21 protein-coding genes are annotated in these 24,041 nt (G+C 70.9%); 11 read left to right on the forward strand and 10 right to left on the reverse strand.

Annotated elements, in window-relative coordinates; translation table 11 throughout:
* The first annotated feature begins 23 nt into the window (after window positions 1–23).
* Window positions 24–1,943, forward strand: coding sequence for a two-component system sensor histidine kinase NtrB (locus KY572_RS00230; RefSeq protein ID WP_224240095.1), 1,920 nt, complete (start codon window positions 24–26; stop codon window positions 1,941–1,943).
* A 33-nt stretch (window positions 1,944–1,976) separates the two neighbouring features.
* Here KY572_RS00230 and KY572_RS00235 read toward each other — a convergent pair whose 3' ends face one another.
* Together KY572_RS00235 and KY572_RS00240 are read right to left on the reverse strand one after the other, a co-directional pair.
* Window positions 1,977–2,687, reverse strand: coding sequence for a hypothetical protein (locus KY572_RS00235; RefSeq protein WP_224240096.1), 711 nt, complete (start codon window positions 2,685–2,687; stop codon window positions 1,977–1,979).
* A 25-nt stretch (window positions 2,688–2,712) separates the two neighbouring features.
* On the reverse strand, window positions 2,713–3,675 hold the full coding sequence (locus KY572_RS00240) for a hypothetical protein (RefSeq protein WP_224240097.1): 963 nt from the start codon (window positions 3,673–3,675) through the stop codon (window positions 2,713–2,715).
* Between the two features lie 214 nt (window positions 3,676–3,889).
* Here KY572_RS00240 and KY572_RS00245 point away from each other — a divergent pair, with 214 nt between their 5' ends.
* From KY572_RS00245 to KY572_RS00280, 8 genes are all read left to right on the forward strand, one after another.
* The gene (locus tag KY572_RS00245) at window positions 3,890–5,032 is read left to right on the forward strand and encodes a two-component system sensor histidine kinase NtrB (protein WP_224240098.1); all 1,143 of its coding nucleotides are present in this window, start codon (window positions 3,890–3,892) and stop codon (window positions 5,030–5,032) included.
* Window positions 5,029–6,228, forward strand: a complete 1,200-nt coding sequence (locus KY572_RS00250; protein WP_224240099.1) for a response regulator — start codon at window positions 5,029–5,031, stop codon at window positions 6,226–6,228. The genes KY572_RS00245 and KY572_RS00250 overlap by 4 nt, the downstream gene beginning before the upstream one ends.
* Complete coding sequence (locus KY572_RS00255; RefSeq protein WP_224240100.1) at window positions 6,225–6,608, forward strand: hypothetical protein; 384 nt, start codon at window positions 6,225–6,227, stop codon at window positions 6,606–6,608. Before KY572_RS00250 ends, KY572_RS00255 begins: the two co-directional genes overlap by 4 nt.
* A gap of 94 nt (window positions 6,609–6,702) precedes the next feature.
* Window positions 6,703–8,025 carry a phosphatase domain-containing putative toxin gene (locus KY572_RS00260; RefSeq protein ID WP_224240101.1) on the forward strand — a complete coding sequence of 441 codons (1,323 nt, stop codon included), beginning with the start codon at window positions 6,703–6,705 and terminating at the stop codon, window positions 8,023–8,025.
* A 438-nt stretch (window positions 8,026–8,463) separates the two neighbouring features.
* Window positions 8,464–9,423 (forward strand): hypothetical protein, encoded by a 960-nt coding sequence (locus KY572_RS00265; RefSeq protein ID WP_224240102.1) that lies wholly within the window; start codon window positions 8,464–8,466, stop codon window positions 9,421–9,423.
* Window positions 9,420–10,064: a DUF2621 family protein gene (locus KY572_RS00270; RefSeq protein WP_224240103.1), complete on the forward strand. Its 645-nt coding sequence runs from the start codon at window positions 9,420–9,422 to the stop codon at window positions 10,062–10,064. The genes KY572_RS00265 and KY572_RS00270 overlap by 4 nt, the downstream gene beginning before the upstream one ends.
* 138 nt (window positions 10,065–10,202) lie before the next feature.
* Window positions 10,203–10,607, forward strand: a complete 405-nt coding sequence (locus KY572_RS00275) for a hypothetical protein (RefSeq protein WP_224240104.1) — start codon at window positions 10,203–10,205, stop codon at window positions 10,605–10,607.
* A 115-nt stretch (window positions 10,608–10,722) separates the two neighbouring features.
* Window positions 10,723–15,744 (forward strand): hypothetical protein, encoded by a 5,022-nt coding sequence (locus tag KY572_RS00280; RefSeq protein ID WP_224240105.1) that lies wholly within the window; start codon window positions 10,723–10,725, stop codon window positions 15,742–15,744.
* Between the two features lie 53 nt (window positions 15,745–15,797).
* On the opposite strand, the gene KY572_RS00285 is transcribed toward KY572_RS00280, so the two are convergent.
* Window positions 15,798–16,082 (reverse strand): hypothetical protein, encoded by a 285-nt coding sequence (locus tag KY572_RS00285; RefSeq protein ID WP_224240106.1) that lies wholly within the window; start codon window positions 16,080–16,082, stop codon window positions 15,798–15,800.
* Between the two features lie 305 nt (window positions 16,083–16,387).
* The gene (locus KY572_RS00290) at window positions 16,388–17,074 is read right to left on the reverse strand and encodes a DUF4291 domain-containing protein (protein WP_224240107.1); all 687 of its coding nucleotides are present in this window, start codon (window positions 17,072–17,074) and stop codon (window positions 16,388–16,390) included.
* Window positions 17,075–17,216: 142 nt separating this feature from the next.
* Between KY572_RS00290 and KY572_RS00295 the strand changes: the two genes are divergently transcribed.
* The gene (locus tag KY572_RS00295; protein WP_224240108.1) at window positions 17,217–17,654 is read left to right on the forward strand and encodes an SRPBCC family protein; all 438 of its coding nucleotides are present in this window, start codon (window positions 17,217–17,219) and stop codon (window positions 17,652–17,654) included.
* Between the two features lie 26 nt (window positions 17,655–17,680).
* Here the strand turns inward: KY572_RS00295 and KY572_RS00300 are convergent, their stop codons facing one another.
* The 3 genes from KY572_RS00300 to hemL are packed head-to-tail and all read right to left on the reverse strand — an operon-like array spanning window position 17,681 to window position 21,213.
* On the reverse strand, window positions 17,681–18,520 hold the full coding sequence (locus tag KY572_RS00300; RefSeq protein ID WP_224240109.1) for an alpha/beta hydrolase: 840 nt from the start codon (window positions 18,518–18,520) through the stop codon (window positions 17,681–17,683).
* Window positions 18,521–18,539: 19 nt separating this feature from the next.
* A complete protein-coding gene (locus KY572_RS00305; protein ID WP_224240110.1) occupies window positions 18,540–19,934 on the reverse strand; it encodes a serine/threonine-protein kinase in 1,395 nt (464 codons plus the stop codon).
* Entirely contained in the window at window positions 19,927–21,213 is a 1,287-nt protein-coding gene (gene hemL / locus KY572_RS00310; RefSeq protein ID WP_224240111.1) for a glutamate-1-semialdehyde 2,1-aminomutase, read from the reverse strand. Before hemL ends, KY572_RS00305 begins: the two co-directional genes overlap by 8 nt.
* Window positions 21,214–21,374: 161 nt before the next feature.
* Here hemL and KY572_RS00315 point away from each other — a divergent pair, with 161 nt between their 5' ends.
* Entirely contained in the window at window positions 21,375–22,304 is a 930-nt protein-coding gene (locus KY572_RS00315; protein ID WP_224240112.1) for a DUF6929 family protein, read from the forward strand.
* Between the two features lie 15 nt (window positions 22,305–22,319).
* On the opposite strand, the gene KY572_RS00320 is transcribed toward KY572_RS00315, so the two are convergent.
* The 3 genes from KY572_RS00320 to KY572_RS00330 all read right to left on the reverse strand — a co-directional run bounded on the left by KY572_RS00320 (window position 22,320) and on the right by KY572_RS00330 (window position 23,966).
* Entirely contained in the window at window positions 22,320–23,237 is a 918-nt protein-coding gene (locus tag KY572_RS00320; RefSeq protein ID WP_224240113.1) for a tetratricopeptide repeat protein, read from the reverse strand.
* On the reverse strand, window positions 23,234–23,488 hold the full coding sequence (locus tag KY572_RS00325; RefSeq protein ID WP_224240114.1) for a hypothetical protein: 255 nt from the start codon (window positions 23,486–23,488) through the stop codon (window positions 23,234–23,236). The genes KY572_RS00320 and KY572_RS00325 overlap by 4 nt, the downstream gene beginning before the upstream one ends.
* 100 nt (window positions 23,489–23,588) lie before the next feature.
* A complete protein-coding gene (locus KY572_RS00330; protein WP_224240115.1) occupies window positions 23,589–23,966 on the reverse strand; it encodes a hypothetical protein in 378 nt (125 codons plus the stop codon).
* Window positions 23,967–24,041: the final 75 nt, after the last annotated feature.

Below are 24,041 nucleotides of genomic sequence, written 5' to 3' on the forward strand. Positions count from 1 at the left end.
CAGGCTTCGAGAGCACCTCCCTCATGGCTCCCCCCTCCTCGCCCGACATGCCCCCGTCCGCCTCGCCGTCCCCTGGTCCCGGGGAGCGGTCCCCCTCGCGTCCCGAGCCTCGCTCCTGGTTCCTGCGGCTGCTGGACTCCATGCTCTCGCAGCCGCTGCGCGAGGGCTCGCCCGCGGAGCTCGTGCGCCACCGCATCATGGTGGGCGCCGCCTTCTTCCTGCTGGTGTTCGATGTGCCGTACCTGGCGTGGGCCCTGTGGCTGAACGCCGCTCCGTTCGTGGGGTTCTTCGTCGGCGTCGGCTACCTGAGCACGCTGCTCCTCGCGCGCCGCAGCCGCCAGCCCACCGCTCCCGCGATGGTGCTGCTGCTCACGCTGGGCTGCGGGCTCGTCACGGGCCTGTTCCACTCCAAGAACCCCTACGGGGGCACGCATGCGGCGGCCATGTTGCTGCCCGCCCTCGCCGTGTACCTGCTGAAGCCACGGCAGACCTTGCTCATCACCCTGCTACTGAGTGCGACCCTGGGCGTCGGCTACCCGCTCTATGTCACGCACAAGGCGGCCGCGGCGGGCACCAGCCCTCCGGCCGATCTCTGGTTCGCGCACACCTTCGCCAGCCTCGCGTTCGTGGGGGCCTGGGGGCTGGGCCTGCTGCACAGCGCGGCCAGGGACGCGGCGCAGTCCACCCTGGAGCGGGCGCTGAAGGAACTGCGCGAGAGCCAGAGCAAGCTCAGCGCCCTCATCGAGAACACCGATGACGTGGTGCTCTCCGTGGACACCCAGGGCCGCGTCATCACCGCCAACGCGTCCGCGAGGAATGCCTACCAGTACACCTTCGGCGCCACGCTCGAGGTGGGACGACCGCTCTTCTCGCCGGGCTCGATGGGGGAGCTGGGCGGGGTGTGGGGGCCCCGCCTGGCCCAGGTCTTCCAGGGCCAGCGCCTGCGCGTGGAGGAGGAGCTCACCGTGGGGGACAGGCGCATGGTGGTGGACGTCAGCGTCAGCCCCATCCCGGGCGAGGACGGGCGCGCCGTGGGCCTCACCCTGTTCAGCCGGGACGTCACCTCGCGCAAGGAGGCCGAGGCGCGCCTGGGCGAGATGCACCGCACGCTCGTGGACGTCTCCCGCCAGGCGGGCATGGCGGAGATCGCCACGGGCGTGCTCCACAACGTGGGCAACACGCTCAACAGCGTCAACATCTCCACCGCGCTGCTAACGGATCGCGTCCGCCAGTCCCGCGTCTCGGGACTGGCCAAGGCCATGCAGCTCTTGCGCGAGCACGACCCGGACTTCGGCGCCTTCCTCAGCCAGGATCCGCAGGGCCGGAAGCTGCCGCGCTACCTCCTGGCGCTGTCCGACCAGCTCCTGGAGGAGCGCGAGTCCATCCTGAAGGAGCTCAACGCGCTGAGCGAGAGCGTGGACCACATCAAGTCCATCGTCAGCATGCAGCAGAAGTACGCGCGGTCGGCCGGGGCGGTGGAGGATGTGGCCGTGCCCCAGCTCATCGACGAGGCGCTGCGCCTGCACGCCGTCTCCTTCGAGCGGCTGGGCATCCGCATCGAGCGCGACTACTCGCAGGTGCCGATGGTGTCCCTGGATCGTCACAAGCTGCTGCAGATCCTCGTCAACCTGCTGAGCAACGCGCGGGATGCCCTGGTGGCCAGCCCGCGCGAGGACCGCGTCCTCACCATCCGCGTGAAGCGGCCGGCGGAGGACAGCCCGCTGCGCATCGAGGTGGCCGACAACGGGGTGGGCATCTCCCCGGAGCATCTGGAGCGCCTGTTCACCCAGGGCTTCACCACCAAGAAGGAAGGCCACGGCTTCGGCCTGCACATCAGCGCGCTGGCCGCCGAGGAGATGAAGGGACGGCTGTCCTGCAGCAGCCCCGGTCCCGGCCAGGGCGCCACCTTCACGCTCGAGCTGCCGCAGGAGCCCTCGGCGTAACCGCTCGCCACCGACAGCCCGCTCCTGGAGGACTCAGCCGCGCGCGGTGACGGTGAGCACCACCATGCCGTAGACCTCGGGCACGCTCACCGTCAACCGCTTGTCGCCGATGTCCCACGAGCGCTCGCGCATCGGCGGCCCGGCGTTGCCGCTCTTCTCCAGCACGAAGCGCAGCACCTCCGCCACCGGCGTCTCCTCCGCGAACGCTCCCGTGAGGAAGCGCCGCACCATCTGCTCCTGCGTCTCCAGCTTGCGCGTGGGCGCCTCGAGCCGGTCGAACAGCATGAGCCGCGCCATCTCCAGGTTGTCGCGGCTGCCGCCCAGGTGGAGCTGCGCCATCATCTCGTCCGCGTACTGGTGGTACTCCAGCGCGTGGGCGGGGCTCGGCGGCGCGTCGTGCATGTACGGGAAGAACGTGTCGAACTGCTCCGCGAACCGCGCGTAGGGAACGCGCATGGGCCGCAGCTCCTGCTCCTGCCGGGGGCTCTCGGTGGGCATGGCTCCCGCGCCGGCCCACTCGGGAGCAATCGGCGCGGGCTCGGCCGCGGTGGGAGGCGCCGCGGCAAGCCGAGGACGCTCCGGCATGGCGCAGGAGGACTTCGCGGGAGGCGCGACGGGAGGCGCGGCCCGGGCCGCCTCCTCCACGGGCGCGGCGGACTCGGCGGGGGCCGAGAGCAGAATCCCCAGGCCGATCAGCAGGACCACGGCGGTCCCCAACAACCCCAGCTTCGACGTGCGTGACATGTTCGTTCTCCCCGTGTGCGGGTGATCAGTCGAAGAGCCCGTAGACCGGGGTGGTGCAGGTGCTGCCGGCGCCGGTCTGATACGCGCCCGTGTTGTTGGGGCCGGGGTTCATGCCGCCGGTGAAGATGTGGCCACAGTCCGAGCGCTGCCACGCCGCCCACCACGTGTATTCATTCGGGTAGCCGATGTGCCAGAGATCATTGGTGAACGGCTGGTTGATGTAGCCCGACCAGAGCGGGTGGCTCGTCGGCTCGCCCACGTTGGTGAAGTAGCCCCAGGGCGTGAGGTTGGCGATGCGCTGCGCGCCGCCGCCACAGTCGTCGTCACAGGTGCCGCCCGCGTTCTCGCAGGCGCTCCCGCTGTAGTACTGGTGATGCTTGCCGGCGGACATCCACACCATGGGCAGCGGGCGCGCGTAGCCGGCCCCACCGATGTTGTTGTAGCTCGCCGAGTACGAGAGCCCTGGCGCGTTCGCCCACGCCCACCCGAAGCCCCACATGTCGATCCGGTCCAGCGCCCAGTTGACGCCCCCGTCGAACGAGACCAGCTCGTACACGCCTCGCTGCGAGTCCCCCGAGTGGTGATTGGTGCACCAGGTCGAGGCGCGGTAGCCTCCGTCCATCCGGAACAGGAACGCCCAGTTGACGCGCAGCCGCCGCGCGCCGGAGCACGTGGTGCAGCCCTCCGGCCGCACCTGGAAGAGCACTCGCGGCTCCCAGCTCTGGAGGCTCAGCTGCGAGGTGTTCGAGCCGTTGTTCTCCGCCTCGTCGAAGACGAAGTACGGGCGCCACGTGTCCGCCAGCCGGTGCTCGAGATCATCCTTGAGCCCGTCGCCGTCCTGATCTCGCGACGAGGCGGTGTAGACGTAGATGCTCTCCGGCAGGGAGATCCACCGGTTGGCGTCCGAGATCGACGCCTCGGCGGACTGTCCGAGGAAAAAGCAAGCGGCGGCCACCGCGAGCAGCGGCGCGCGAGACGACACCTTCATGTCTGGCTCCAGCGTGAGGACCAGCGGTCCAGCCCGCCGTGTCCGCCCCTGTTACGCCGGCCGCGCCAGATATTCCGGGGACTTTTCGCGGGCCTTTTCCGCTCTCGGATCCTGAGACATGACCCTCCCCACCCGACACACCGCGCGCATACCCAGACACGCTCCTGAAACCGTGGCGAGACGTGTTCACGAGGTTTATCGATGAGACAATAAGTTGATACGGCTGAACGAGTTCGTCCTGGCCCCACTCCTCCCCAGAAAGGAGTCCCCAATCGCCGCTACGACTCCTGCCCCACACGCCCCCTCATGGGAAACCCTCATCCTGAGGGCCATCCCGAGCTGTCTGCTCGCGGCCGACGCGGAAGAGCGGGTCGTCTACGCCAACGCGGCGGCCATGAAGCTCCTGGGCCGGGATGAGCGCTCGCTGATCGGCACTCCGCTGCGAGAGCTGCTGCCCTTTCCCTGGGGAGTGCCTGGCCAGTCCGCGCTGGAGCTCGGCAGCAGCGAGATGCGCTTCGACGTGAAGCTGACGCCCCAGGGTGGCACCGAGCCCCAGTCCATCGGGGTCTCCTTGCTCTCGCTCCCCGCCCACCTCTACCCGCCGGGCGGGTACGTCTGCATGTTCCGCAGCCTCACGGACTACCGACGCGTGGAGGCCGAGGCGCGCCAGGCCGAGCGCCTCATGATGATGGGCCAGTTGATGGCGGGGCTCGCCCATGAGGTGCGCAACCCGCTGGCCGCGCTCAAGAGCCTGTTGGAGGACGTGCTCCACGGCAGCAGCCCCGAGGCTCCCTTCCACGAGCACATGGTCCGCATGGAGCGCCTCGTCCGCCGGATGGAGAACCTGGTCAACACCTCGCTCCAGTTCTCCCGTCGCGGACAGGCCCGCAGGGCAAGGCACGCGCCGGCCGCGCTCGTCCACGCCGCTCGGGACGCGCTGGATCCCCGCCTGCTGCGCGCCCGGAGCCACCCGCTGGTGCTCGAGGTGCGCGACGACCTGCCAGCGGTGCTCTGCGAGGAGGGGCCCATCGTCCAGGTGCTCGGCATCCTGCTGACCAATGCGCTGGAGGCCGCGGGGAGCTCCGGGTGGGTGGGCCTGCGGGTGAGCACCACGGGCGAGCCGCCCGCTCGCGTCCTGTTCGAGGTCGAGGACGATGGGCCGGGCATCCCCGCCTCCCTGCGGACGCAGCTCTTCTCTCCCTTCTTCACCACCAAGCCGCAGGGCACCGGGCTGGGGCTGTCCATCGCCCTCAAGCTCGTCGAGCAGAACCAGGGACACCTGAGGTTCCAGTCGGTGCCTGGGCAGCGCACGGTGTTCACGGTCGACCTGCCTGTCGCCACGGAGGGCCCGCCATGAAGTCCCGAATCCTCATCGTCGACGATGAAGAGGACATCCTCTGGAGCCTCCAGAACCGTCTGGTGCGCACCATGCCCGGCGTGGAGATCCAGGGCTGCACCCACGGCCGGAAGGCGATGGAGCTGATCTCCCAGGAGGACTTCAACCTGGTCATCAGCGACGTGCGGCTGCCGGAGGTCTCCGGCATCGAGCTGCTCATCCACGCGCGCAAGCGGAACGCGCGGCTGCCCTTCATCATCACCACCGCCTACCCCACCGAGCAGATGCGGATGGACGTGCAGCGGATGGGCTCGGTGACCTACGTGGAGAAGCCGTTCGAGCTGGCGCGGCTGGCGTCGCTCGTCAACGAGCTGCTGGAGCACCAGCGCAAGGAGGGGTTCTCGGGAGCCGTGTCGCTCGACACGCTGCCGGACCTCGTCCAGCTCTTCTGCTTCTCCAGCACCACCGGAGGCCTGCGCATCTGGCACGGCGACCAGCGCGGCGCCATCTGGTTCGACCGGGGCACCGTCGTCCACGCCGAGGCCGGCACCCTCGAGGGCGAGGCCGCCTTCTATGAAATCCTCTCGTGGGAGGGCGGCGAGTTCGCGATGGAGCGCAACGCCGCGCCTCCGAAGCGCACGCTGGCCGAGAGCGCCACCGGGCTCCTGATGGAGGCCCAGCGCCGCATCGACGAGGCCCGGCGCGCTCCCTCGCTCACGGCCGGCGGCGCTCCCCCGGACGAGTGGGCCGACTTCACCGAGGCCCCCGTGGCGGCGCCCCCCGTGGAGCAGGTGGCGAGCTCGGAGCCACCACCGGCCAGGCCGGAGAGCGTGGAGCCGCGCGTGGCAGAGGCGCTGCTGGCGGAGGCGCTCCCTCGCGTGAGCGGCATGGCGGGCTTCGTGAGCCTGTCGATGCTGCACGTGCGCGGCGCGCGAGAGGGTGAGCCCAGCGGGCCGCAGCGGGATGCCGCCGTCCGGGCGTTCAGCGAGGCCCTCGCCGCCGCGGAGCAGCTGGCGACGCAGGAGGAGCGGCTCGAGGAGATGCTCATCACCGCCGAGCACCACCACCTCTTCCTCGCGGCGCGAGGGACTCACGGTGGCTTCTTCCACCTGGTGATGGAGCGCTCCGCCGGCAACGTCTGGCTGGCGCGACTCACGTTGAAGGAAGCAGGGCCTCACGCCCAGGCCTCGCAGGATCCCGCGGGAGGAAGTCGATGAAGAGCACGCTCAAGGCTTCTCTCGAGCGGCTGTCGGGCCTGGACGGCTACATCCGCTCGTGTGTCGTGGACGGAGAGAGCGCCACGCTGCTCGCCAGGCACGGCGCGTCCCCGCCGGGAGATCCCCAAGCCGCGACGGCCGCGCAGATTACCCTGCTCCAGGCCCAGCGCCGGGCGCTCCAGGCGTTCCAGCAGGACTCCTCCAAGCTCGCGGGCGAGCTGGACGAGACCCTCATCACCGTGGGCCGGTACTACTACCTCATCCGTCCCTCACGGGCGCGGGCCTCGGTGTTCGTCTCCGTGGTGCTGGACCGGGAGCGCGCCAACCTCGGTCGAGCCCGCCTCGCGCTCTCCACCGTGGAGCAGGGCCTGAGCCTCTGAGCGGCCCGGGGGCTCCCTCGGGCTCCCTGCGCCGCACCTGGCGATGGTGGACAGGCCCGAGCAGGCTTGAGACGCTGGTGACGAACGGAGCTCAATGGCGGAATCGCGCGACGAGCAGGCGAGCAGCGGAGCCGACACGGTGCTGTCTCTGCGCCGCTTCGGCGTGTCCTTCGGCTTGAAGGTGGTGCTGGCGGAGGTCGACCTGGAGGTGCCGGCGCGAGGCGTCGGGGTGCTCCTGGGGCCTGGCGGGGCGGGCAAGTCCACGCTGCTGCGCACCGTGGCGGGCCTCAATGACATGCAGCCAGAGCTGGCGGTGTGGGGCAGCATCTCCTATCAGGGCGCGCCGCTGTCCCCGAGCCACCGTCCCTTCCTCATCCTCCAGAAGGCCCGCCTGCTCGGCTCCACCGTGCGCGAGAACGTCATCTCGGCGCTCCCCCACCGGGATCGGCTCACGCCCGGGCAGCAGCGGGAGTTCATCGTCGAGCTGCTCACCCGCCACGGTCTGCCGGAGCTCGCCCAGGCCCAGGAGCGCGGCGTGCTGGAGCTGCCCCTGGGCGTCCAGCGCCGGCTGCTGATCATCCGCGCGCTGTGCGCCTCACCAGCGCTGCTCATGGCGGACGAGCCCACCACCGGCCTGTCCGAGCAGGATGCGCAGGCGGTGCTGGAGCTGCTGCGGCTCCAGGGCCAGGAGCGCGCCGTGCTGGTGGCGCTGCACCACCAGGGCCACGCCCGGGCCGTGGGACAGTGGTGTGCCCTGCTGGCCGGCGGGCGCATCCAGGAAGTGGCGCCCACGCACGACTTCTTCTCGGCGCCTCGGAGCAGGGCCGCGCGCAGCTTCGTGGACACCGGCAGCTGCTCGGTCCCCAGCCCGGATGCGCAGCCCGCGGACCTCTCTCCCGATGAGGCTCCGCCGCCCCCTCTGCCCCCGCAGGCCCGCGACGCGACGGTGGCGGCCTCGCGCGGTCCCCGAGGCTTCTGCTGGCTGCTGCCCGGCCTGCTGGGAGGCACACCCCGTCCCGGCATCGTGTCCTCGCTGGAGGAGGACCTCCAGGCGCTCACCCGGGTGGGCATCCAGGTGCTCATGGGGCTCGAGGAGGAGCAGCACTTCCAGGTCCTCCCCGAGCTGGGCATCGACTACCTGCGCTTCCCCATCCCAGACATGCGCGCGCCCTCCTTGGAGGAGGCCCGACGGTTCTGCCAGGAGGTCGATCGACGGCTGGCCGCACGCCAGCCCGTGGCGGTGCACTGCCGCGCGGGGCTCGGCCGCACGGGCACCATGCTGGTGGCCTACCTGGTCTGGAAGGGGCACGCGGCCCGCGAAGCGCTCGAGCAGGCTCGCGGCATCAACCCGCGCTGGGTGCAGTCCGAGGATCAGCTCCGGTTCATCACCGAGTTCGAGTCGTGGCTGAAGGCCTGAGCCATACCTGGACCCATACACTCCAGGACAGCCCCGTCCGGAGCTGATCGCCTGTCATTGGCGCCAGCGTGGGCGAAGCCTGCTGAGGCAGAACGCTACACATTGCCCCGCACGCATCGCGCTCGCGAGCCCATCTCGCGGAAATCCTTGGTGGAATCCGGGCGGACCGGCTCAGTGAGGCAAAAAGTCTCGCTGCACACCACGGGCGCGCACTGCGGACGTTCGGGAAGCTCCCAGACACAGACATTCCGCAGGTTTGAAAGACAAGCAAGGTCCGGCATCCCGGTTGCTAAGGCTCTGGATCGTGCACTGGCGTGAGAGTGCGAACGATTGGAGGTCCATGTGTCGCTTCAGGCTGTGACGGGACTCGAGCCTCGAGAGGACTCCTCGCCTCGCACCAGACTCCATCTGACGGTGGTGCCTCGCGACGGAGCGAGCGTGCAGCCGACGCACAAGGGCTTGCTGGCACCCCGCGTGATGCAGGCCCTGAGCGAGGGGCTCGCGCACGCGGACGGGGGAGAGGTCGTCGTCCGCGCGGGAGAGGAGATCGGACACATCTATCTCCACAAGGGGAGCATCGCCTGGGTGAACTGCTCACGGGCCCGGTCGCGCGCACGGGACACGCTGCTGGCGAACTCGGCCATCACCGCCGAGGACCTGGACGCCGCGCTGCAGGAGTCCCAGCGCACGCGGCAGCACCTCGCCGAGACGCTGCTGACCTGGGGGCTCATCGAGCAGAAGCAGCTGTGGCAGTGCCTGCGCCTGCACAACGCCCATCACCTGAGCGCCCTCACGGAGCTGCAGCACGAGCTCCAGGCCATCTTCGTACCGCTGGCGCGCACCTACTCCGCGGGCGTGGGCTTCACGCTGGCGGAGCTGCTGGAGCCCCACGAGGTGCCGGCGGAGCTCGCAAGCGTCCTCCTGGAGGAGCCCGCCCCGGTGGTGCCGCTGGCCTCGCCCAGGTGCTGTGCCTTGGAGCACGCGGAGGCGGACCACGCCAGCGTGGGCAAGCGGCTGGCGGCGCTGCTGCCCCCGGGCGCGCTCGCGGGCGCGCTGCTGGACATGGATGCCCGGCATGTCTGCGGACAGCGCTCCCTCATGCCAGCGCTGGAGCCCGAGCTGGGCAGCATCACCGGCTGGCTCATGGAGGTGCTGAGCGCTCGGGCCGAGCCGTCCGGCGCGCTGCCTCGCGAGGTGCTGCTGGTGGCCGAGGACACCGTCCACGTGCTGAGCCGCTGCGAGGCGCACCCCTCGGTCTACCTGTGGATGATGTTCGACGGCGCCACCAACGTGGGAAGCGTCCTGGCCCGCTGCCACCTGACGCTCAGGAGCCTGGTCGAGGAGCTCTTCGTGGCGCCGGCCAAGCGCTCGGAGCGCGGGGAAGGAGGCCAGCCATGATCTTCGGCCTCAGCCACGTGGACGTGCCGGTGACGAACCTGGAGGCGGCGCTGCGGCTGTACGGCGGAGGGCTCGGCTTCTCCGAGCGCCGGCGCGGGCCGGGCTTCGTGGACCTGGATGGAAGCTCCTGCCTGCTGCGCCTGGTGGAGACGCGCCAGGTGGAGCACCCCGTCACGCTGCGGCTGTCGGTGGGGGACGTGGAGGTGGTAGCCCGAGCCCTGACGGACGCGGGGGCCCGGGAGCTGTACGCGCCCATGCGGATGGAGGGTGAGTTCCTGGCGCAGGTAGCGGACGCGGACGGCAACGCCCTCATCGTCTGGCGCGAGCTGAGCGAGGACGAGCGCGGGGTGGTCCCCGCCCTCCCGACGGAGCTCACGTGGGAGCCGGAGGCCGAGGAGCTGCTCAAGTCCCTGCTGCAGCGGGTGCCCGTCTTCTTCCGCGCGATGGCCCGGCGCCGGGTGACGGCCAACGCCGAGCACCTCGCCAGCGCCACCCGCCGCGTCGAGCGGCTGCACGTCATCCGCTCCTACGTGCTCTCCAGCGCCCGCGTCACGCGCTACCGGCTGCGCAAGCCGCTGCAGGAGCACGGCATCTCTCCCGATGACTTTCGCGAGGAGTTCGAGTGCGAGGAGCGGCTGTGACCCCGACCACAGCGTAGCCGCACTCGAACGCCTCTACCTCTTGAAGCAGGGCCACGGACGCATGGCGAGGGTCTCCGCGGCCACAGCTCCCTCCTCACCACCCCACCTCACGCCACACATAGAAAGCGCAGGCACACGATGTCTCTCGAGAAAGCGTTGGTTACGGCCCAGACCCAGGTCCCGGAGTGTGTCGCGGTCGGCTACGTCGACATGAGCACCGGGATGCTGCTGGGCTCCAAGACCGTGGACTCCCACCCCGCCGAGGTGCTGGACCTGGTGGCCGCCGCGACGGCCGACCTGTTCCAGGGCCCGAGCGTCTCGACCATCGAGAAGCTGTTCCGGCGCTCGCGCGGGCAGCAGGAGGATGGCCGGCACTACTTCCAGGAGATCTTCGTGATGAGCGAGAACCTCCTGCACATCTTCATGCGCGGGAAGAAGAACCCGTCGCAGGCCGTCTGCTTCGTCTGCCGTGCGTCGGTAAACATCGGCATGGCGCTCTCCAAGAGCCGCCAGGCGCTGCCCGCGCTCGAAGCCTCCGTCTGACAGCGGCTGGAGGCACCGCTGCACGCCTGCCTACCTGGGTCACACGCACGAGCCCACGTCTCGCCGATCCGATGGGTTCTTTGCTTCTGTTGATCACTGAACATACTGCCCGTGCATGAAACTCCACGGACAGTTGCGCGGCCCCCACGGCACGGATTTCTCCTCCCTCGAGCTCTTGCTGGGACAGAAGCTCGAAGCCCCCCTCTTCACCGGCGAGGTGACGAGCCCCCAGGGGGACTTCCTGTTCAAGGGGCTCACCTCCTCGAAGCTCCCCTATCCCCTCACCCTGTTCGCCCGGCTGGAGGGAGCCGTCGTCGCGCAGCGGAGCTTCCCCGACAAGCCCTCGCTGGACGCGGTGTTGATCGCGGAGAGCAAGCCCCTCGAGGAGGCCCGGAGCGTCGTCCTCGAGCTGCCGCCACCCGCCGCCGTCGAGAAGATGGAAGTGCTCGCGCCCACCCACGCGAGCAGGGCGGGAGTGGTGTTGGCGGAGGCGCCCGTCTTCACAGTGACGGACGCGGTGAAGGGCCCGTCCTCGAGCGGGACGATCCAACCCGTGAGCAGCGCCACGGCGGCCACGGCGGCCACGGCGGCCACGGCGGCCATCGCGGACGAGCTGCAGCTGTGCACGCTCCGAGGCACGGTCCTCAGCACCCGGGCCGGCGAGTCCATCGCCGGCTACATCCTGGAGCTCTCCTGTCCGGACACCATCGCGCTGGATGACAAGGCCACCCCCATCCACCGGCAGCTGGTGCTGGGCCACAACGGCGGCTTCCAGGTGGACTTCGTCGCCGCGGGCCGCTTCTCCGAGAGCCCCCTCACCCTGGTGGTGCGCACCCCGAACGGCCTGCCCGCGCGCATCGTCTCGCCGCAGCAGCTCACGCTGAAGCAGGCGCTCAAGCTCCCCTCGCTCGAGGTGACGGTGGAGCCCTTCACGCCCCGCGTCGTCGCCGCGAGCCCCAGCGCCCCGGCGAGCACCCGCGTCCTGAAGGGCCGGCTGGTGGACCGCGCCGGCAAGGCCATGAAGAGCCAGCAGATCATCTTCTACGGCCAGCACCTGGGAGCCAACGGCGAGCCCGTGGACGTGCCCCTGACGACGGTGAGCACGCAGGCGGGCGGCAGCTTCTCGGCGGTGGTGCCCAACGCGCCGTTCACCGGCGCCTACGCGGTGGCGGCCACGCGCCCGGACCAGCCGTGCCCCCTGCTCCTCCAGGCCGATGGCCACTTCCCCGCCTTCACCCAGCTGGTCATCGAGGCCCGGCCCACCGCCGAGGGAGGTGACGAGGACTGCGCCTGCCATGAGCCGACGCCGCGCCTGCCGGGCACCGAGGAGCTCGTCTCCGGCGAGTCCAGCTACTCGCAGGACATCGGCGGGGCGTGCGTCAACTTCACCGTGCCCAACCGGACGCTGGAGGAGTTCAGCCACTACGCCATCGTCCGGACCACGGATCCGCGCGGCCAGCTCGTCCCCATCGGCGAGAGCCCGCCGTGGGAGTGGAACGGCAACCCGGCGGACACGGCCGGCTACGCGAAGCACCTGCACCGCACCCTGCGGCAGACGCTCGGGCCGAAGAACCCCCTGCGCTGGGACGACGACGCCACCGGCTTCGAGCTCTACCAGGCCGTCACCCTGGCCCACGGCCACGTGCTCCACTTCAAGCAGACGTTCAAGGCGGACGGCTACTCGATGGGAGACCTGCTCTACTCGCTGCCCCTGGCGCCCGGGCAGAAGAAGCAGCTCGTCATCTACGACTGGAACCGCACCGAGGAGGCCTCGCGCGAGGAGAGCTCCTCCGTCCAGGAGCAGCTCAGCCACAGCCTCTCCCGGGACCGCGACATCGACGAGATCCTCAGCGGCACGATGAGCGAGTCCATGAAGGGCGGCAGCAAGGCGCGCACCCGGGGCTCCTCCTTCGGGCTGGGGCTGGCCGGCAGCGGGAGCAAGGACGGGGTGTCCCTGGGCCTGTCCACCGGCTTCAACATCTCCGGCGGCTCGGGCACCTCGTCGGCGTGGCAGGACAGCACCCGCGACATGACGTCCACCCTGCACAACCGCCTGCGGGACGCCACCATGCAGGCCACCTCCGCGGTGCGCAGCCAGCGGGCCACCGTCGTCACCAGCGCCCGCCAGGGCGAGACGTTCTCCGTGCAGACGGAGGTGGTGGCCAACCACAACCACTGCCACGCGCTGACCATCCAGTACTTCGAGATCCTCCGGCACTTCGTCGTCCAGCAGGAGCTGGTGGATGTGCAGGAGTGCCTGTTCGTCCCGCTGATGATGAGCCGCTTCACGGACGCGAAGGCCCTCCGCTGGCGCGAGTGCCTGGCCGAGCACCTGCTCTACGCCCCGGAGACGCCCAAGGGCCAGGAGCTGCTCAAGGGCTTCGAGGCCCTCGAGCGCATCTCCCGCGGCTACCAGGGGGTGGACTTCCCGCAGCGCCGCGAGGCCAACGGGAGCGTGACGTTCCTGCCCTTCTGCGAGGAGGCCGTGGAGGATGTCTTCGGCGAGTTCCAGCTCCAGTTGCACCTGCACCGCCCGGCCGACCAGCAGGACGGCTCGCTCGACATCGCCACCTGGGCCCCCCTGTCCACCGTCTTCCGCGGCCTGGACATCAACGGCATCCGCAACCGGCTGCACGGGCTGACGGCGCAGGAGAAGGATCGCGTCTTCCAGGAGAAGCACGCGCCCGCCATGGCCCGCAACTTCGTGGAGCAGCTGCGCATCGAGGCCATCCTCGCGGACGGGACGGCGGTGAGGGACCTCAAGCTGGACTGCACGCTGCTGACGGACTACGCGCCGGGGCGGCTGCTCACGGTGTCGGTGCGCTCCACGCGCCTGCAGGACACCAAGGCGCTGGCGGCGGGGGTGAGCCGCCAGGGCTTCTCGGGGACGCCCACGGACCTGCGGCGCAGCCAGATCGTCGGCCTGCGGCTGCTGTCCCCCAGCCTGAGCCTGTCGGGCAGCTTCGCGGTGGTGGAGCGCGGCACGCTGCGCTACCGGACGCGCCACCACACCGGCGTGCTGCTCAACAACCGCACCATCCGCAACGACATCGCCTTCGCCGATCAGATCTTCCTGCCCACGCCGCTGACCCCGGAGGAGCAGCGCAACCCCTGGCAGGAGGACCAGCGGCTGGCCCAGCAGCTCAGGGAGCACCTGAACGGGGAGAACCTGGAGTACTACCACCACGTCATCTGGTGCCACGGCATCACCGCGCACCGGCGGTACATGATGCTGGACCGCATCCACCTGGCCCATGACGAGTTCAACACCGTCTATGCGCGGCGTGGAGTGCTGGGGCGCTCGCTGGCGTCGCTGGTGGAGAACCGCCTGCTGGGCGTGGCGGGCAACTGCCTCATCTTCCCGGTGGCGCGGGGCTTCAACCTGGACCCCACCTACGAGCTGGGCCGGGCGGAGGACAGCGGCAGCGGCGCCATCGCCTTCGCGTCCCTGCTGGAGCACTACCAGACGGAGGCCGAGCGCGAGGGCGGCCAGAAGGTCGCCTTCCGCCTGAGCGTGCCCACCCCGGGCGTCTTCGCCGAGGCCGTGCGCGGGGCCTGCAACGCCTGCGAGCGCATCGACGACACGCGCTTCTGGCGCTGGGAGCAGTCCGCGGGGGACGAGCCCACCGCCATCAACCCGGTGGGCACCGACAGCCGCTACCAGGCGCCGCAGGACACGAAGCCCACCGCCATGTCGCAGCCCATCGTCAGCATCCAGAACGCTCCGGCGGCTCCGGATCCAACGGGCGCGGGCGCCATCCTCGCGGCGCTCGGCCAGGCCAGCCCCTTCGCCAACCTCACCGGCCTGGACCAGAACCAGAAGAACGCCCTGGCGGCGATGACGTCCAACCAGGAGGCCGCGAAGTCCTACGCGGACATGGCCACGAAGCTGGCGCTGGCGGCCCAGACCAGCCGCAACGCCGCCAACCTGGGCGAGCAGATCGACAAGGCCTTCCCCCCGAGCAGGTACCCGGAGAAGAACCAGGAGTGGAAGGAGCGGCTGCTGGAGTCCCAGCTCGGCGGCTCCTCCGCGCCCTCCAAGCGGGAGACGCCGCTGCAGCAGATGGACCTGATGGAGACCATCGACGCGGTGCGCGGCGCTCCGGGGATGGAGGTGAGCGTCGGCGAGGACGAGGTGGCCGTCCGCAACGGCGATCCCCGCGGCTCCGGCGGCACGGGCGGAGGCTCCTCCTCGGGAGGCGCGCAGCCCACGGGCGGCACCCAGCCCTCGAGCGGAGGCTCCGTGGAGGACTCGGGCGCCTCCGCCAACGAGTGGCCGCCCATCGAGGGCTATGCCGCGGCGCGGACGCTGATCCCACCCCTGTTCCAGATCATCGAGGGCTCGGAGGTGTTCCAGCGCGAGGTGATCGCGCCCTTCTGCGACAGGGACGCGGACGACTACATCCCGCTGGTGATGGAGCTGCGGCGCCAGGACGACGAGGGGGTCGACGGGTTCTGCCGGGTCGAGGTGAGGGACCCCTCGGACACCACCACGCCGGGCGGACGCTGGCTGCCCCTGCGGACCCTGTCGAGGGAGCTGCCGGGGTTCGACCTGCGCCGGCACGTGCGGCTGCACCTGCGCCTGGTGCTGAGCGGCCAGTCCACGTGGCACCCGGCGGGGATGGCGCAGACGCTGTCCCACGAGTGGGCGCTGCACGGGCTGGGCTGGCGCCGGACGATCCTCCGCGCCCGCGGCGAGGGGTGGACGCTGAGGGCGCTGCGCGACTTCTACGCCGACGAGGTCTCCCGCGAGGACCACCACCGGCAGATCAAGCCGGGCACCAACGTCACCTACGAGGCGGTGAACGACGACCTGGAGCGGGTGCTCCAGCTGCCGCGGTGGCGGCGCTACATGGTGAAGATCCGGGGCACCTACGTGCCGCCAGCCGGTGAGCGCCCGCGGCCGGATCAGGTGCTGCTGAACCTGCCGGCTCGCGCCGCCGCGCCGCAGGGCTCGAGCCTCTACGCGATGAACCTCAACCAGCAGCTCTACTCGGCCCACCAGCTCTTCGTCTGGGAGCGCGAGCTGGAGAAGACGTACTACTACAACCCGGATCACCCCCTGAACATGCTGGGCAGCGACTCGGAGACCGACAACCGGACCTGGGACTACCTGGACGGCTCCGGCGGTCGGTGACCGAAGCGGGCGGGGAGAGGAGGACTCCCGACGGGCTCCTCTCCCTGCCTGCGCTACTCAGCGTCCTCGTCCCGGCCTCGGAGCTCGGTGTCGGGTTGCAGGCGGGCCTGACGCTCGCTCGCCTCCCATGACGCCTCGGCGTCCTGGGCGTGTACCTGCGCGGCGGCCTCGTCGTCCTGCTGGCCCGTCCAGGTGGTGTGCCCACCGGCGAAGCCCTCGAGGGGACGCGGGCCTCGGCGCGCCTCCACCTCCAGGTCCTTCTCCTCCTGCTCGCGCAGCCGCTCCCGTTCCTGCTCCCGCTCTCGCTGGTGCTGCTTGTCGATCGGATTGTCCGCCATGCCCGGCACCTCCTGTTCCAAGGTGCGAACCGCGCTCGCTCGCGTCACCCCGGAGGGCCCCTTGCGAGGCCGCAGGGCAGGCGAGGGAGCGTGTGCCGAGCCCGTTCGGCCCGGCGGACCCGCCCCCCGCCCCCGCGTCCGGTCCGCCCGCCTGTCGGTCGCAAGCTGTCCGAACTGGTCTGCTTGTCATACCAGTTGGGTACCGGTCCGCCGACAGGGTGCCTCCCCGGCCCGGCCGCGGCCCTGGCACACGGGCCTCCCTCGCGGGTGTGGTTCCTTCTCCGAGTCAGCCCTGCCTGGGATGATCAGGGTGAGCCCGGTGTACGTGCCCGTCCATCCTGGGCTCCCTCCGGGGGCATGGCCAGCCCCAGGCGCTTCACCGTGGCCTCGTCCGCGGGCCAGAACACCGTCTCGCGTGGGATGAGGAGCTGGTCGAGCCGGTCCTTCGTGAGGTGCTCGCGCTGCTCCTGGACGAACGGCGTGATGTCCTCGATGTCGAGGAGCCACTCCTTCGCATAGCGCCGCAGCGTCTCTCCTTGCAGCCCGAGCTGGATGGCTCGCCGCTCCAGGGGCGCGCCCGTGGGCGAGTGGTCCGGATCCCACTGCAGCCGCACGTCCGAGCGCGCCATCTCCGCCTTCCAGTCCTCCGGCGTGCCGTACACCTCCGGCACGTGCTTGGAGTGCACCGCCCGCGCCAGCACCGACTCGAACGCCTCGCGGCGCAGCCGCACCGCGAGCACCGTCTCCTGGTCCGCCTTCGTCGCCCAGCCGCAGCGGTACATCATCCAGAGGAAGTTCGGCTTGATCCAGCTCATGCGCGTCAGCTTGAAGTCGCCGCCGAAGAAGCGGTGCTCCGCCGCGAAGCGCCCGATGCGCGGCGCATACGCCTGGTAGACGACGACGGAGCGCTCATCGTGCTGGGCCAGGATGTGGCGCCCTGAGGTGGGCCAGCGCTGACGCTGGGACGTGTAGGACTCGGTGACGAGAGGCATGTGTGGGTATGCCAGCCTACCGCCTGGGATGAAGGCTTGCAGGCACAGCGTGCTCGAAGCGGCGCCCCGTCCAAGACGCTGGCCAGGGAGATCCATGCCTGGAAAGCTCGCGCGCACTCTCGTTCCCGCAAGGAGATGGTCGATGAAGTTCAGCCTCAACCCCGCCACGGAGAGCGCGCTGTACCTGACCCGCACCTTCAACGTGTCGAAGGACAAGGTGATGAAGGCGTGGATGGACCCCGACGCCCTCCAGAAGTGGTGGGGGCCCATGGCGGCGGTGGACTGGAAGCCGAAGCTCGGCAACACGTTCCGGTTCGACTATCCCATCGTCGCCGGGGACAAGACCGCCGTGGTGGGCGAGTTCCGCGACATCTCCGATGACATGCTCGTCCTCTCCTGGGTGGGCGAGGGCGGGAAGAAGGCGCTCGGCGGCACGCTGGTGACGGTGGAGTTCCGCAAGCTCCCCAAGGGAACCGAGGTGGCGCTCACCCACGAGCTGCTGCCCACGGGCGCCGCGCGCGACGCGCAGCGCACCGAGTGGCTGGGCCGGCTCGAGCGGCTGAGCCAGACGCTCGGCTGACCTCCCCGCACCGCGGGCGGCTGCGTCTACGGGCCGCCCCGCGACACGGGCACGGCCGGCTCGCCGCGAGCAAAGGCGGCGATGCGGTCGACGAGCACCGGATACGTCCGGGTCAGCAGGTCGTTGTGCCCCCCTCCCGGCACCACCTCCATCGTGGCGCGGGGGAACAGGCGCCCCATCCGCTGGCCCATCTCGACGGGGATGACCACGTCCCGGTCCCCGTGGAAGATGAGCACCGGGATGTCGATGCCGGGCGCCTTCGAGGCGTTGTCGAACGGGTCCCTCACCAGCAGCCGCGTGGGCAGGAACGGGAAGGCGAGGTTCGCCATGTCCACCACCGAGGTGAAGGGCGCCGTCAGCACCAGCCGAGCGCCGTGGCCGCGCCTGGCCATCTCCACCGCCGGGCCCCCGCCCATGCTGTGGGAACTCAGCACCGTGGACTCGGGCTTCACGCCCTGGGCTCGCAGCTCCGCGAGCGCCACCTCCGCCGCCTGGTAGATGCCCTGCTCCGTCGGCGTGCCCGGGTTGGTGCCGTAGCCCGGGTACTCCACCGCGAGGAAGCCGAGCCCTCGCTCGTGCATCGCCTCGCCCAGGTCCACCAGCCACTGGAGCTGCTCGCCGTTGCCGTGGAAGTGCACCACCGTCGGCTGGCCCGGCCGGGCGGGCAGGTGGAACACGTCCACCACCGGCCCTCCGGGCGGTGTGAGCCGCCGGAAGCCTGGCCCCTCGGGGGGCGCCTGCTGGGGACCGCGCGGCGCCGGGAAGAGGATCGAGCGCTGGATCGCGAACATGCCCCCCATCAGGCCGAGGTAGCCCAGCGCTACAACCGAGAAGAACACCATCAGCACGCGCTTGATCCGGATCATTCGTACCCCGCTCCATCCATCATGGAGCGAGCAGCCACACCACGCCAAACCCCGCGGCGCACGCGCCCAGGAAGAGACCGAGCGCCAGCCAGATCCAGCGCCGCCGGGCATCCGCGCCGCTCTCCACCGCGGGCGTCAGCATGTCCTCTTCGTCGTCCTCGAGGTCCCGTACGAGCTGCGGCCGGCGCGCCTCCACCATGCCCACGTCCGCGTCCCCATCGCCCGCCACGTCCATGCCGAAGCTGACACGGGCCTCGCGCGTCTCACTGCGGCCCGCGGGAGCCGGCCTGGCCGCGGCACCCGCTGGGGGAGCGTCCTCGCCGGGGACATAGTCCTCGGGCGCCTCCAGCCCGCTGTGCTCGAAGGCCAGCGCGGTCGGGGGCGCCAGCTTCGCGGGGATGGCCTGCTCGGTGAGCGCTCGCGACGGGTCCTTGCCCAGCAGCTCCGCGAGCACCGCGTCCTCCGCGGCCTTCTCCTCGGCGAACGCGTCCCACATGACGCGCGCCACGTCCTCGTCCGTCACCTGGGGCGCCAGCTTCGCCTTGAGCCGCGCCAGCTCCGCCCCCAGCGCCGCCGCGTCCGGGAAGCGCTGGTCGGGCTCGGTGGACAGGGCCTTCATCACCACCGCGTCCACGGCCGGCGGCACGCCCGTGCGGTAGCGGCTCGGCGGATCCCACTTCGGGTAGGCCGCCTTGCGCCAGCGCTCCAGCGGCTCGCCCTTCTGCGGCAGCGGGTTCCACGAGAACAGCTCCCACAGCACCACGCCCGCCGAGTACACGTCCGCGCGCCGGTCCACGAACTTCTTCCGCGCCTGCTCCGGGGACATGTACGTGAGGTTGCCGATGACCACGCGCGGCGCCGTCTGCTGCTCCTTCAGCGTGGACTGCGAGGCGCCGAAGTCGATGATCTTCAGCTCTCCGTCGTAGGAGATGCAGACGTTGGCGGGGGACAAGTCCCGGTGCACCAGGTGCAGCGGCTGGCCCGAGCCGTCCCGGGCATCGTGCGCGTAGGCCAGCCCCTCGCAGAGCCGGATGCCAATCTGGAGGATGACTCCGGGCGTCATCACCTGGCCGCGCTGGCGCATGCGGTAGGCCAGGCGGCTGAGCGTCTTGCCCTGCACGTACTCCATGGCCAGGAAGAGCTGCCCCTCCGCCTCGCCCATCGCGTAGACGCGGGCGATGTTGGGGTGCTGCAGGTGCACCACCACCCGCGCCTCGTCCCGGAAGCGGCCGATGAACTGCTTGTTCTCCATCAGCCTCGGCAGCACCTTCTTCACCACGCACGCGCGACGGGGATTTTCCTCGCGCGCCAGGTACACCTCTCCCATGCCCCCGGCGCCGATGCGCCGCGCCAGGGTGTAGGGACCGAACCGGAAGGGCCCGCGAGGGGACTCTGGCTCTCGGGGGTTAGCCAAGCGCGCGGAAGGCCTTTCGCGCCGCGGCGAGGATGTGCGCCACCTCCGGCTCACCGATGGCCAGCGAGACGAACGCCGCCTCGAACTGGCTCGGCGGCAGGTAGACGCCCTCGTGCAGCATGGCGTGGAAGAACTTCCCGAAGCGCGCCGTGTCCGCCTTCTTCGCGCTCGCGTAGTCGTACACCGGGCTGCTGGTGAAGAAGACGGTGAGCATGCTGCCCACGCGGTTGATGGTGACGGGCACGCCGGCCGCCTTCGCCTCGGCCTCCAGCCCGTCCTCCAGCAGCTTGCTGATCTGCTCCAGCCGCGCGTAGGTGCCCGGCGCCGCCAGCGCCTTGAGGCACGCCAGCCCCGCGGCCACCGCCACCGGGTTCCCCGACAGCGTGCCCGACTGGTACACCGGGCCCTCGGGGGCGATCTTCGCCATGATGTCGCGCCGGCCGCCGTACGCGCCCAGCGGCATGCCGCCGCCCACCACCTTGGCGAACGTCGTCAGGTCCGGCTGCAGCCCGAACAGCTCCTGCGCTCCGCCGCGCGCCAGCCGGAAGCCCGTCATCACCTCGTCCAGCACCAGCAGCACGCCGTGCTTGCGGCACAGCTCCTGGAGGTCCTTGAGGTAGTTCAGCTTGGGGATGAGCACGCCCATGTTGCCCACCACCGGCTCGATGATGGCGCAGGCGATCTCCTTGCCCTTCTCCGCGAAGATGCGCTCCACCGCGCCGATGTCATTGAAGGGCGCGGTGAGGGTGAGCTTGGCCAGCGCGGACGGCACGCCCGGCGAGTCCGGCAGCCCGAGCGTCTCCACGCCGCTGCCCGCCTTCACCAGGAACGGGTCTCCCGCGCCGTGGAAGCAGCCCTCGAACTTGAGGATGGAGTCGCGGCCGGTGAAGCCGCGCGCCAGGCGGATGGCCGCCACGGTGGCCTCGGTGCCGCTGGACACCAGGCGCACCTTCTCCACGCTGGGCACGGTGGCGCAGATGAGCTCCGCCAGCTCCACCTCGCCCGGGTGCGGGGCGCCGTAGGAGGTGCCCCGGCGAGCCGCGTCGATGACGGCCTCGACGATGGGCGGATAGGCGTGGCCGAGGATGAGCGGACCCCAGCTCCCGACGAGGTCCACGTAGCGGTTGCCGTCCACGTCCGTCATCCACGCGCCCGTCGCCTCGCGGAAGAAGACGGGGTCGCCACCAACGCCGCGGAAGGCGCGCACGGGCGAGTTCACGCCACCCGGAATGCGCTCCTGCGCCCGGGTGAAGAGAGCCTTGCTCTGGGAGTGGTTCATGGCGGGCTCCATACCACGCAGGCGCGGATCAGGCCCGCGGTTGGCTCGCCCGATGGAAGGGGCGTGTATTCTTCTGTAAGCCCGCGCACCTGGCTCCATCACAAGCACCTGCCGTGAGCTGGCGATCGTCTGCTCCCCGGCTCCGGCATAGGGTTGCGCCCATGATTCGCACCACCCAGCGCCGGACCCTCACCCTGGAAGCACCCGAGGCACCCGGCCGCCCGGCTCACGTCTCGGCGGCCAGCGGCCTCGTGGCCGTGGGCTCGTGGCTCTACGTCGTCGCGGATGACGCGCTGCACCTCGCCGTCTTCCCTCGCGAGGGGACGGCTCCCGGCCGCAGCCTCCGCCTCTTCCCGGGCGAGCTGCCCCTGGAGCCCGTGGCCCGCAAGGCCGCCAAGCCGGACCTGGAGGCGCTCTGCCTGCTGGCGCCCTTCGCTGGCTGTCCCCACGGCGCGCTGCTCGCCCTGCCCTCGGGCTCCACGGCGGCGCGGCAGCAGGGCGCCGTCATTCCCCTCGCCGCGGATGGCGCGGTGACGGGCACGGCCCGCGCGCTGGACTTCACCGGGCTGTACGCGCAGCTCTCCCGCGAGCTGGGCCCGCTCAACATCGAGGGCGCCGCCGTCGCCGGGGGACGGCTGCGGCTGCTCCAGCGCGGCAACGGCGAGCAGGGCACGGACGCGCTGGTGGACCTGGACCAGGAGCGGCTCGTGCGCGCGCTCGAGTCCGGCGGAGCCATGGGCCCCGAGCTGGTGCGCACCGTGCGGCGCTGGGAGCTGGGCCGGGCCGGCGGCGTGCGCCTGTCCTTCACGGACGCCTCCGCGTTGCCGGACGGGCGCATCGTCTTCACCGCCGCCGCCGAGGACACCCGGGACGCCTACGCGGACGGCCCCGTGACGGGCTCGGCGGTGGGCCTGCTCGCCTCGGACGGCTCGCCGCTGTTCCTGGACGCGGTGGACGCGAAGGTGAAGCTGGAGGGCGTCAGCGCGCGCCTCGAGGGCGGGCGGGTGCACCTGCTGCTGGTGGCGGACGCGGATGACCCCAGCGTCCCCGCCCCGCTGCTCGAGGCCACCGTGGAGGGCCTGCCGGGCTGAGCCGGCCGGAGCACCTCAGTCGCCGTGGTCCTTCGCGGCCTCCTCGGCGGTGCCACCCACGGCCTCCACCGAGTTGCGCGGTGCCCGAGCCGGCGCCTTGCCATGGTCGAACGCCCACGCCTTCTGGCCCACGGCCTCGGGCGTGGTGCTGGTGATGCGCCGGCGCGCCCGGGTGATGTAGTCCTGCACCAGCGACGGATCCGGGTGCGTCTTCAGCGCGTCCACCCACATCTCGATGGCCTTCTCGTTCTCCCCCGAGTCGGCGCGAATCTTCCCCATCTCCACCAGCGCGTGCGGCGCCAGCTCCGACTCAGGGAAGCGGGTGCGCAGGTCCGCGTAGAGGCGCGAGGCCTCCTGGCGCCGCGGCTCCATCATGTGGACCGCCTGGGCCTGGAGGTACAGCGCGTCATCCACGAACGTGCTGCTGGCGAAGCGCTCGCCCAGCTTGCGCGCCTCCAGCTCGCACTGCGCGTAGTCGCCCAGCTCGAAGTAGAGCTTGGCCACCTGGTACTGCAGCTCCGCGCCCTGCGGCGGGTTGCGCTGGAGCGCCGCGGTGAGCTGATCGATGGCGCCGCGCAGGTCCCGGTAGTGCACCCGCAAGAGCTCGGCGACGATGATGCGCGCCTCCAGCGCCTCGGGGGACTCGGGGCACTGCTGAATCAGCTCCTTGTAGACGCTGACGGCCTCCTTCACCTTGCGCTGCTCCAGCCAGTACACGTCCGCGGCGCCCTTGAGCGCCCGGGCGCGCAGCACCAGCGACTGGGGCGAGTCATCCCGGCGCAGCATGTCGAAGGCCTTGCGGTACTCGACCAGGGCCTCGTCCGGGTTCTTCTCGAAGATGGCGTCGCGCGCGCGCTGCAGGTGGTCGGCGGGCGTCTCGTTGCACCCGACCAGGGCCCCCAGCAGGGCGCAGGCGACGACAGCCCGCCTCAATTGCAGGCCTCCGGGATGACCTTGTTGCACTCCGTCGCCTGGCACTTCACGCACTCCTGCTGAGGAGACACGTCGGTGACGCAGACGGAGACGCGCGAGGAGCGAGGGCAGTCCTCGGCGGTGGTGCAGCGGTAGACGCCGCCGTCGGTGGCGAGCACCTCCTCCTGCCGAGAGCCGCAGACCTCGATGTCATTACATCCCAGGAGCCCCGTCCCGGACAGGACGAGCGCCCCGAGCCAGAGGAGTCGCACGCGCCCGTTCTAGCTGGATTCCGCCGCCCCGTCACGGATCAGCCACCCTGTTCGCCTGCCTAATCCCCGAGCGCGGCGCCCCCGGTGGCACTCCCCGCGCTCACTCGTGGCTGGTCTGGGGCGCCTTGCCGGAGGTGAGCACCGTGGTGTCCACCGCCGCCACGCTGTGGCGCCGCCGCAGCTTGCGCGCCTTCTCCCACTGCTTCTCCTCGTGCTGGATGAGGGCCGCCATGTTCGCGTCCGCGTGCTTGCAGTGGACGGCGGACACCTGCTTGTGCCGCTCGCCCAGCTCGCGCCACAGGTGCACCCGCGCCTGATTGCCCAGCAGCCGCTCCTCGACGGTGTCGAGCGCCGCGTCCATCTTCTCGCCCTCGGCCTCGAGCGCGGCCAGTCGGGCCTCGGCGTCCGACGGGGGCTCCGCGCACCCGGACGACAGAGCGAGCGCCACCACCGCCACCCCCAGAGCCACCCGCCGCATCCCGACCACCATCTCCTACCTCGCCTCTCGCGCCGTGAGAGCCGCCTGCGCGCGCAAGCCAAGGTAGGAAGCACC

This window comes from Hyalangium gracile (genome assembly GCF_020103725.1).
Taxonomy (GTDB): Bacteria; Myxococcota; Myxococcia; order Myxococcales; family Myxococcaceae; genus Hyalangium; species Hyalangium gracile.

Coding starts and splice junctions, on each gene's coding strand:
- KY572_RS00285 (WP_224240106.1), bottom strand. CDS start 16,082: ATGGCGGACAATCCGATCGACAAGCAGCACCAGCGAGAGCGGGAGCAG.
- KY572_RS00270 (WP_224240103.1), top strand. CDS start 9,420: ATGATCTTCGGCCTCAGCCACGTGGACGTGCCGGTGACGAACCTGGAG.
- KY572_RS00235 (WP_224240096.1), bottom strand. CDS start 2,687: ATGTCACGCACGTCGAAGCTGGGGTTGTTGGGGACCGCCGTGGTCCTG.
- KY572_RS00275 (WP_224240104.1), top strand. CDS start 10,203: ATGTCTCTCGAGAAAGCGTTGGTTACGGCCCAGACCCAGGTCCCGGAG.
- KY572_RS00295 (WP_224240108.1), top strand. CDS start 17,217: ATGAAGTTCAGCCTCAACCCCGCCACGGAGAGCGCGCTGTACCTGACC.
- KY572_RS00280 (WP_224240105.1), top strand. CDS start 10,723: ATGAAACTCCACGGACAGTTGCGCGGCCCCCACGGCACGGATTTCTCC.
- KY572_RS00315 (WP_224240112.1), top strand. CDS start 21,375: ATGATTCGCACCACCCAGCGCCGGACCCTCACCCTGGAAGCACCCGAG.
- KY572_RS00240 (WP_224240097.1), bottom strand. CDS start 3,675: ATGAAGGTGTCGTCTCGCGCGCCGCTGCTCGCGGTGGCCGCCGCTTGC.
- KY572_RS00300 (WP_224240109.1), bottom strand. CDS start 18,520: ATGATCCGGATCAAGCGCGTGCTGATGGTGTTCTTCTCGGTTGTAGCG.
- KY572_RS00230 (WP_224240095.1), top strand. CDS start 24: ATGGCTCCCCCCTCCTCGCCCGACATGCCCCCGTCCGCCTCGCCGTCC.
- hemL (WP_224240111.1), bottom strand. CDS start 21,213: ATGAACCACTCCCAGAGCAAGGCTCTCTTCACCCGGGCGCAGGAGCGC.
- KY572_RS00250 (WP_224240099.1), top strand. CDS start 5,029: ATGAAGTCCCGAATCCTCATCGTCGACGATGAAGAGGACATCCTCTGG.
- KY572_RS00290 (WP_224240107.1), bottom strand. CDS start 17,074: ATGCCTCTCGTCACCGAGTCCTACACGTCCCAGCGTCAGCGCTGGCCC.
- KY572_RS00255 (WP_224240100.1), top strand. CDS start 6,225: ATGAAGAGCACGCTCAAGGCTTCTCTCGAGCGGCTGTCGGGCCTGGAC.
- KY572_RS00260 (WP_224240101.1), top strand. CDS start 6,703: ATGGCGGAATCGCGCGACGAGCAGGCGAGCAGCGGAGCCGACACGGTG.
- KY572_RS00330 (WP_224240115.1), bottom strand. CDS start 23,966: ATGCGGCGGGTGGCTCTGGGGGTGGCGGTGGTGGCGCTCGCTCTGTCG.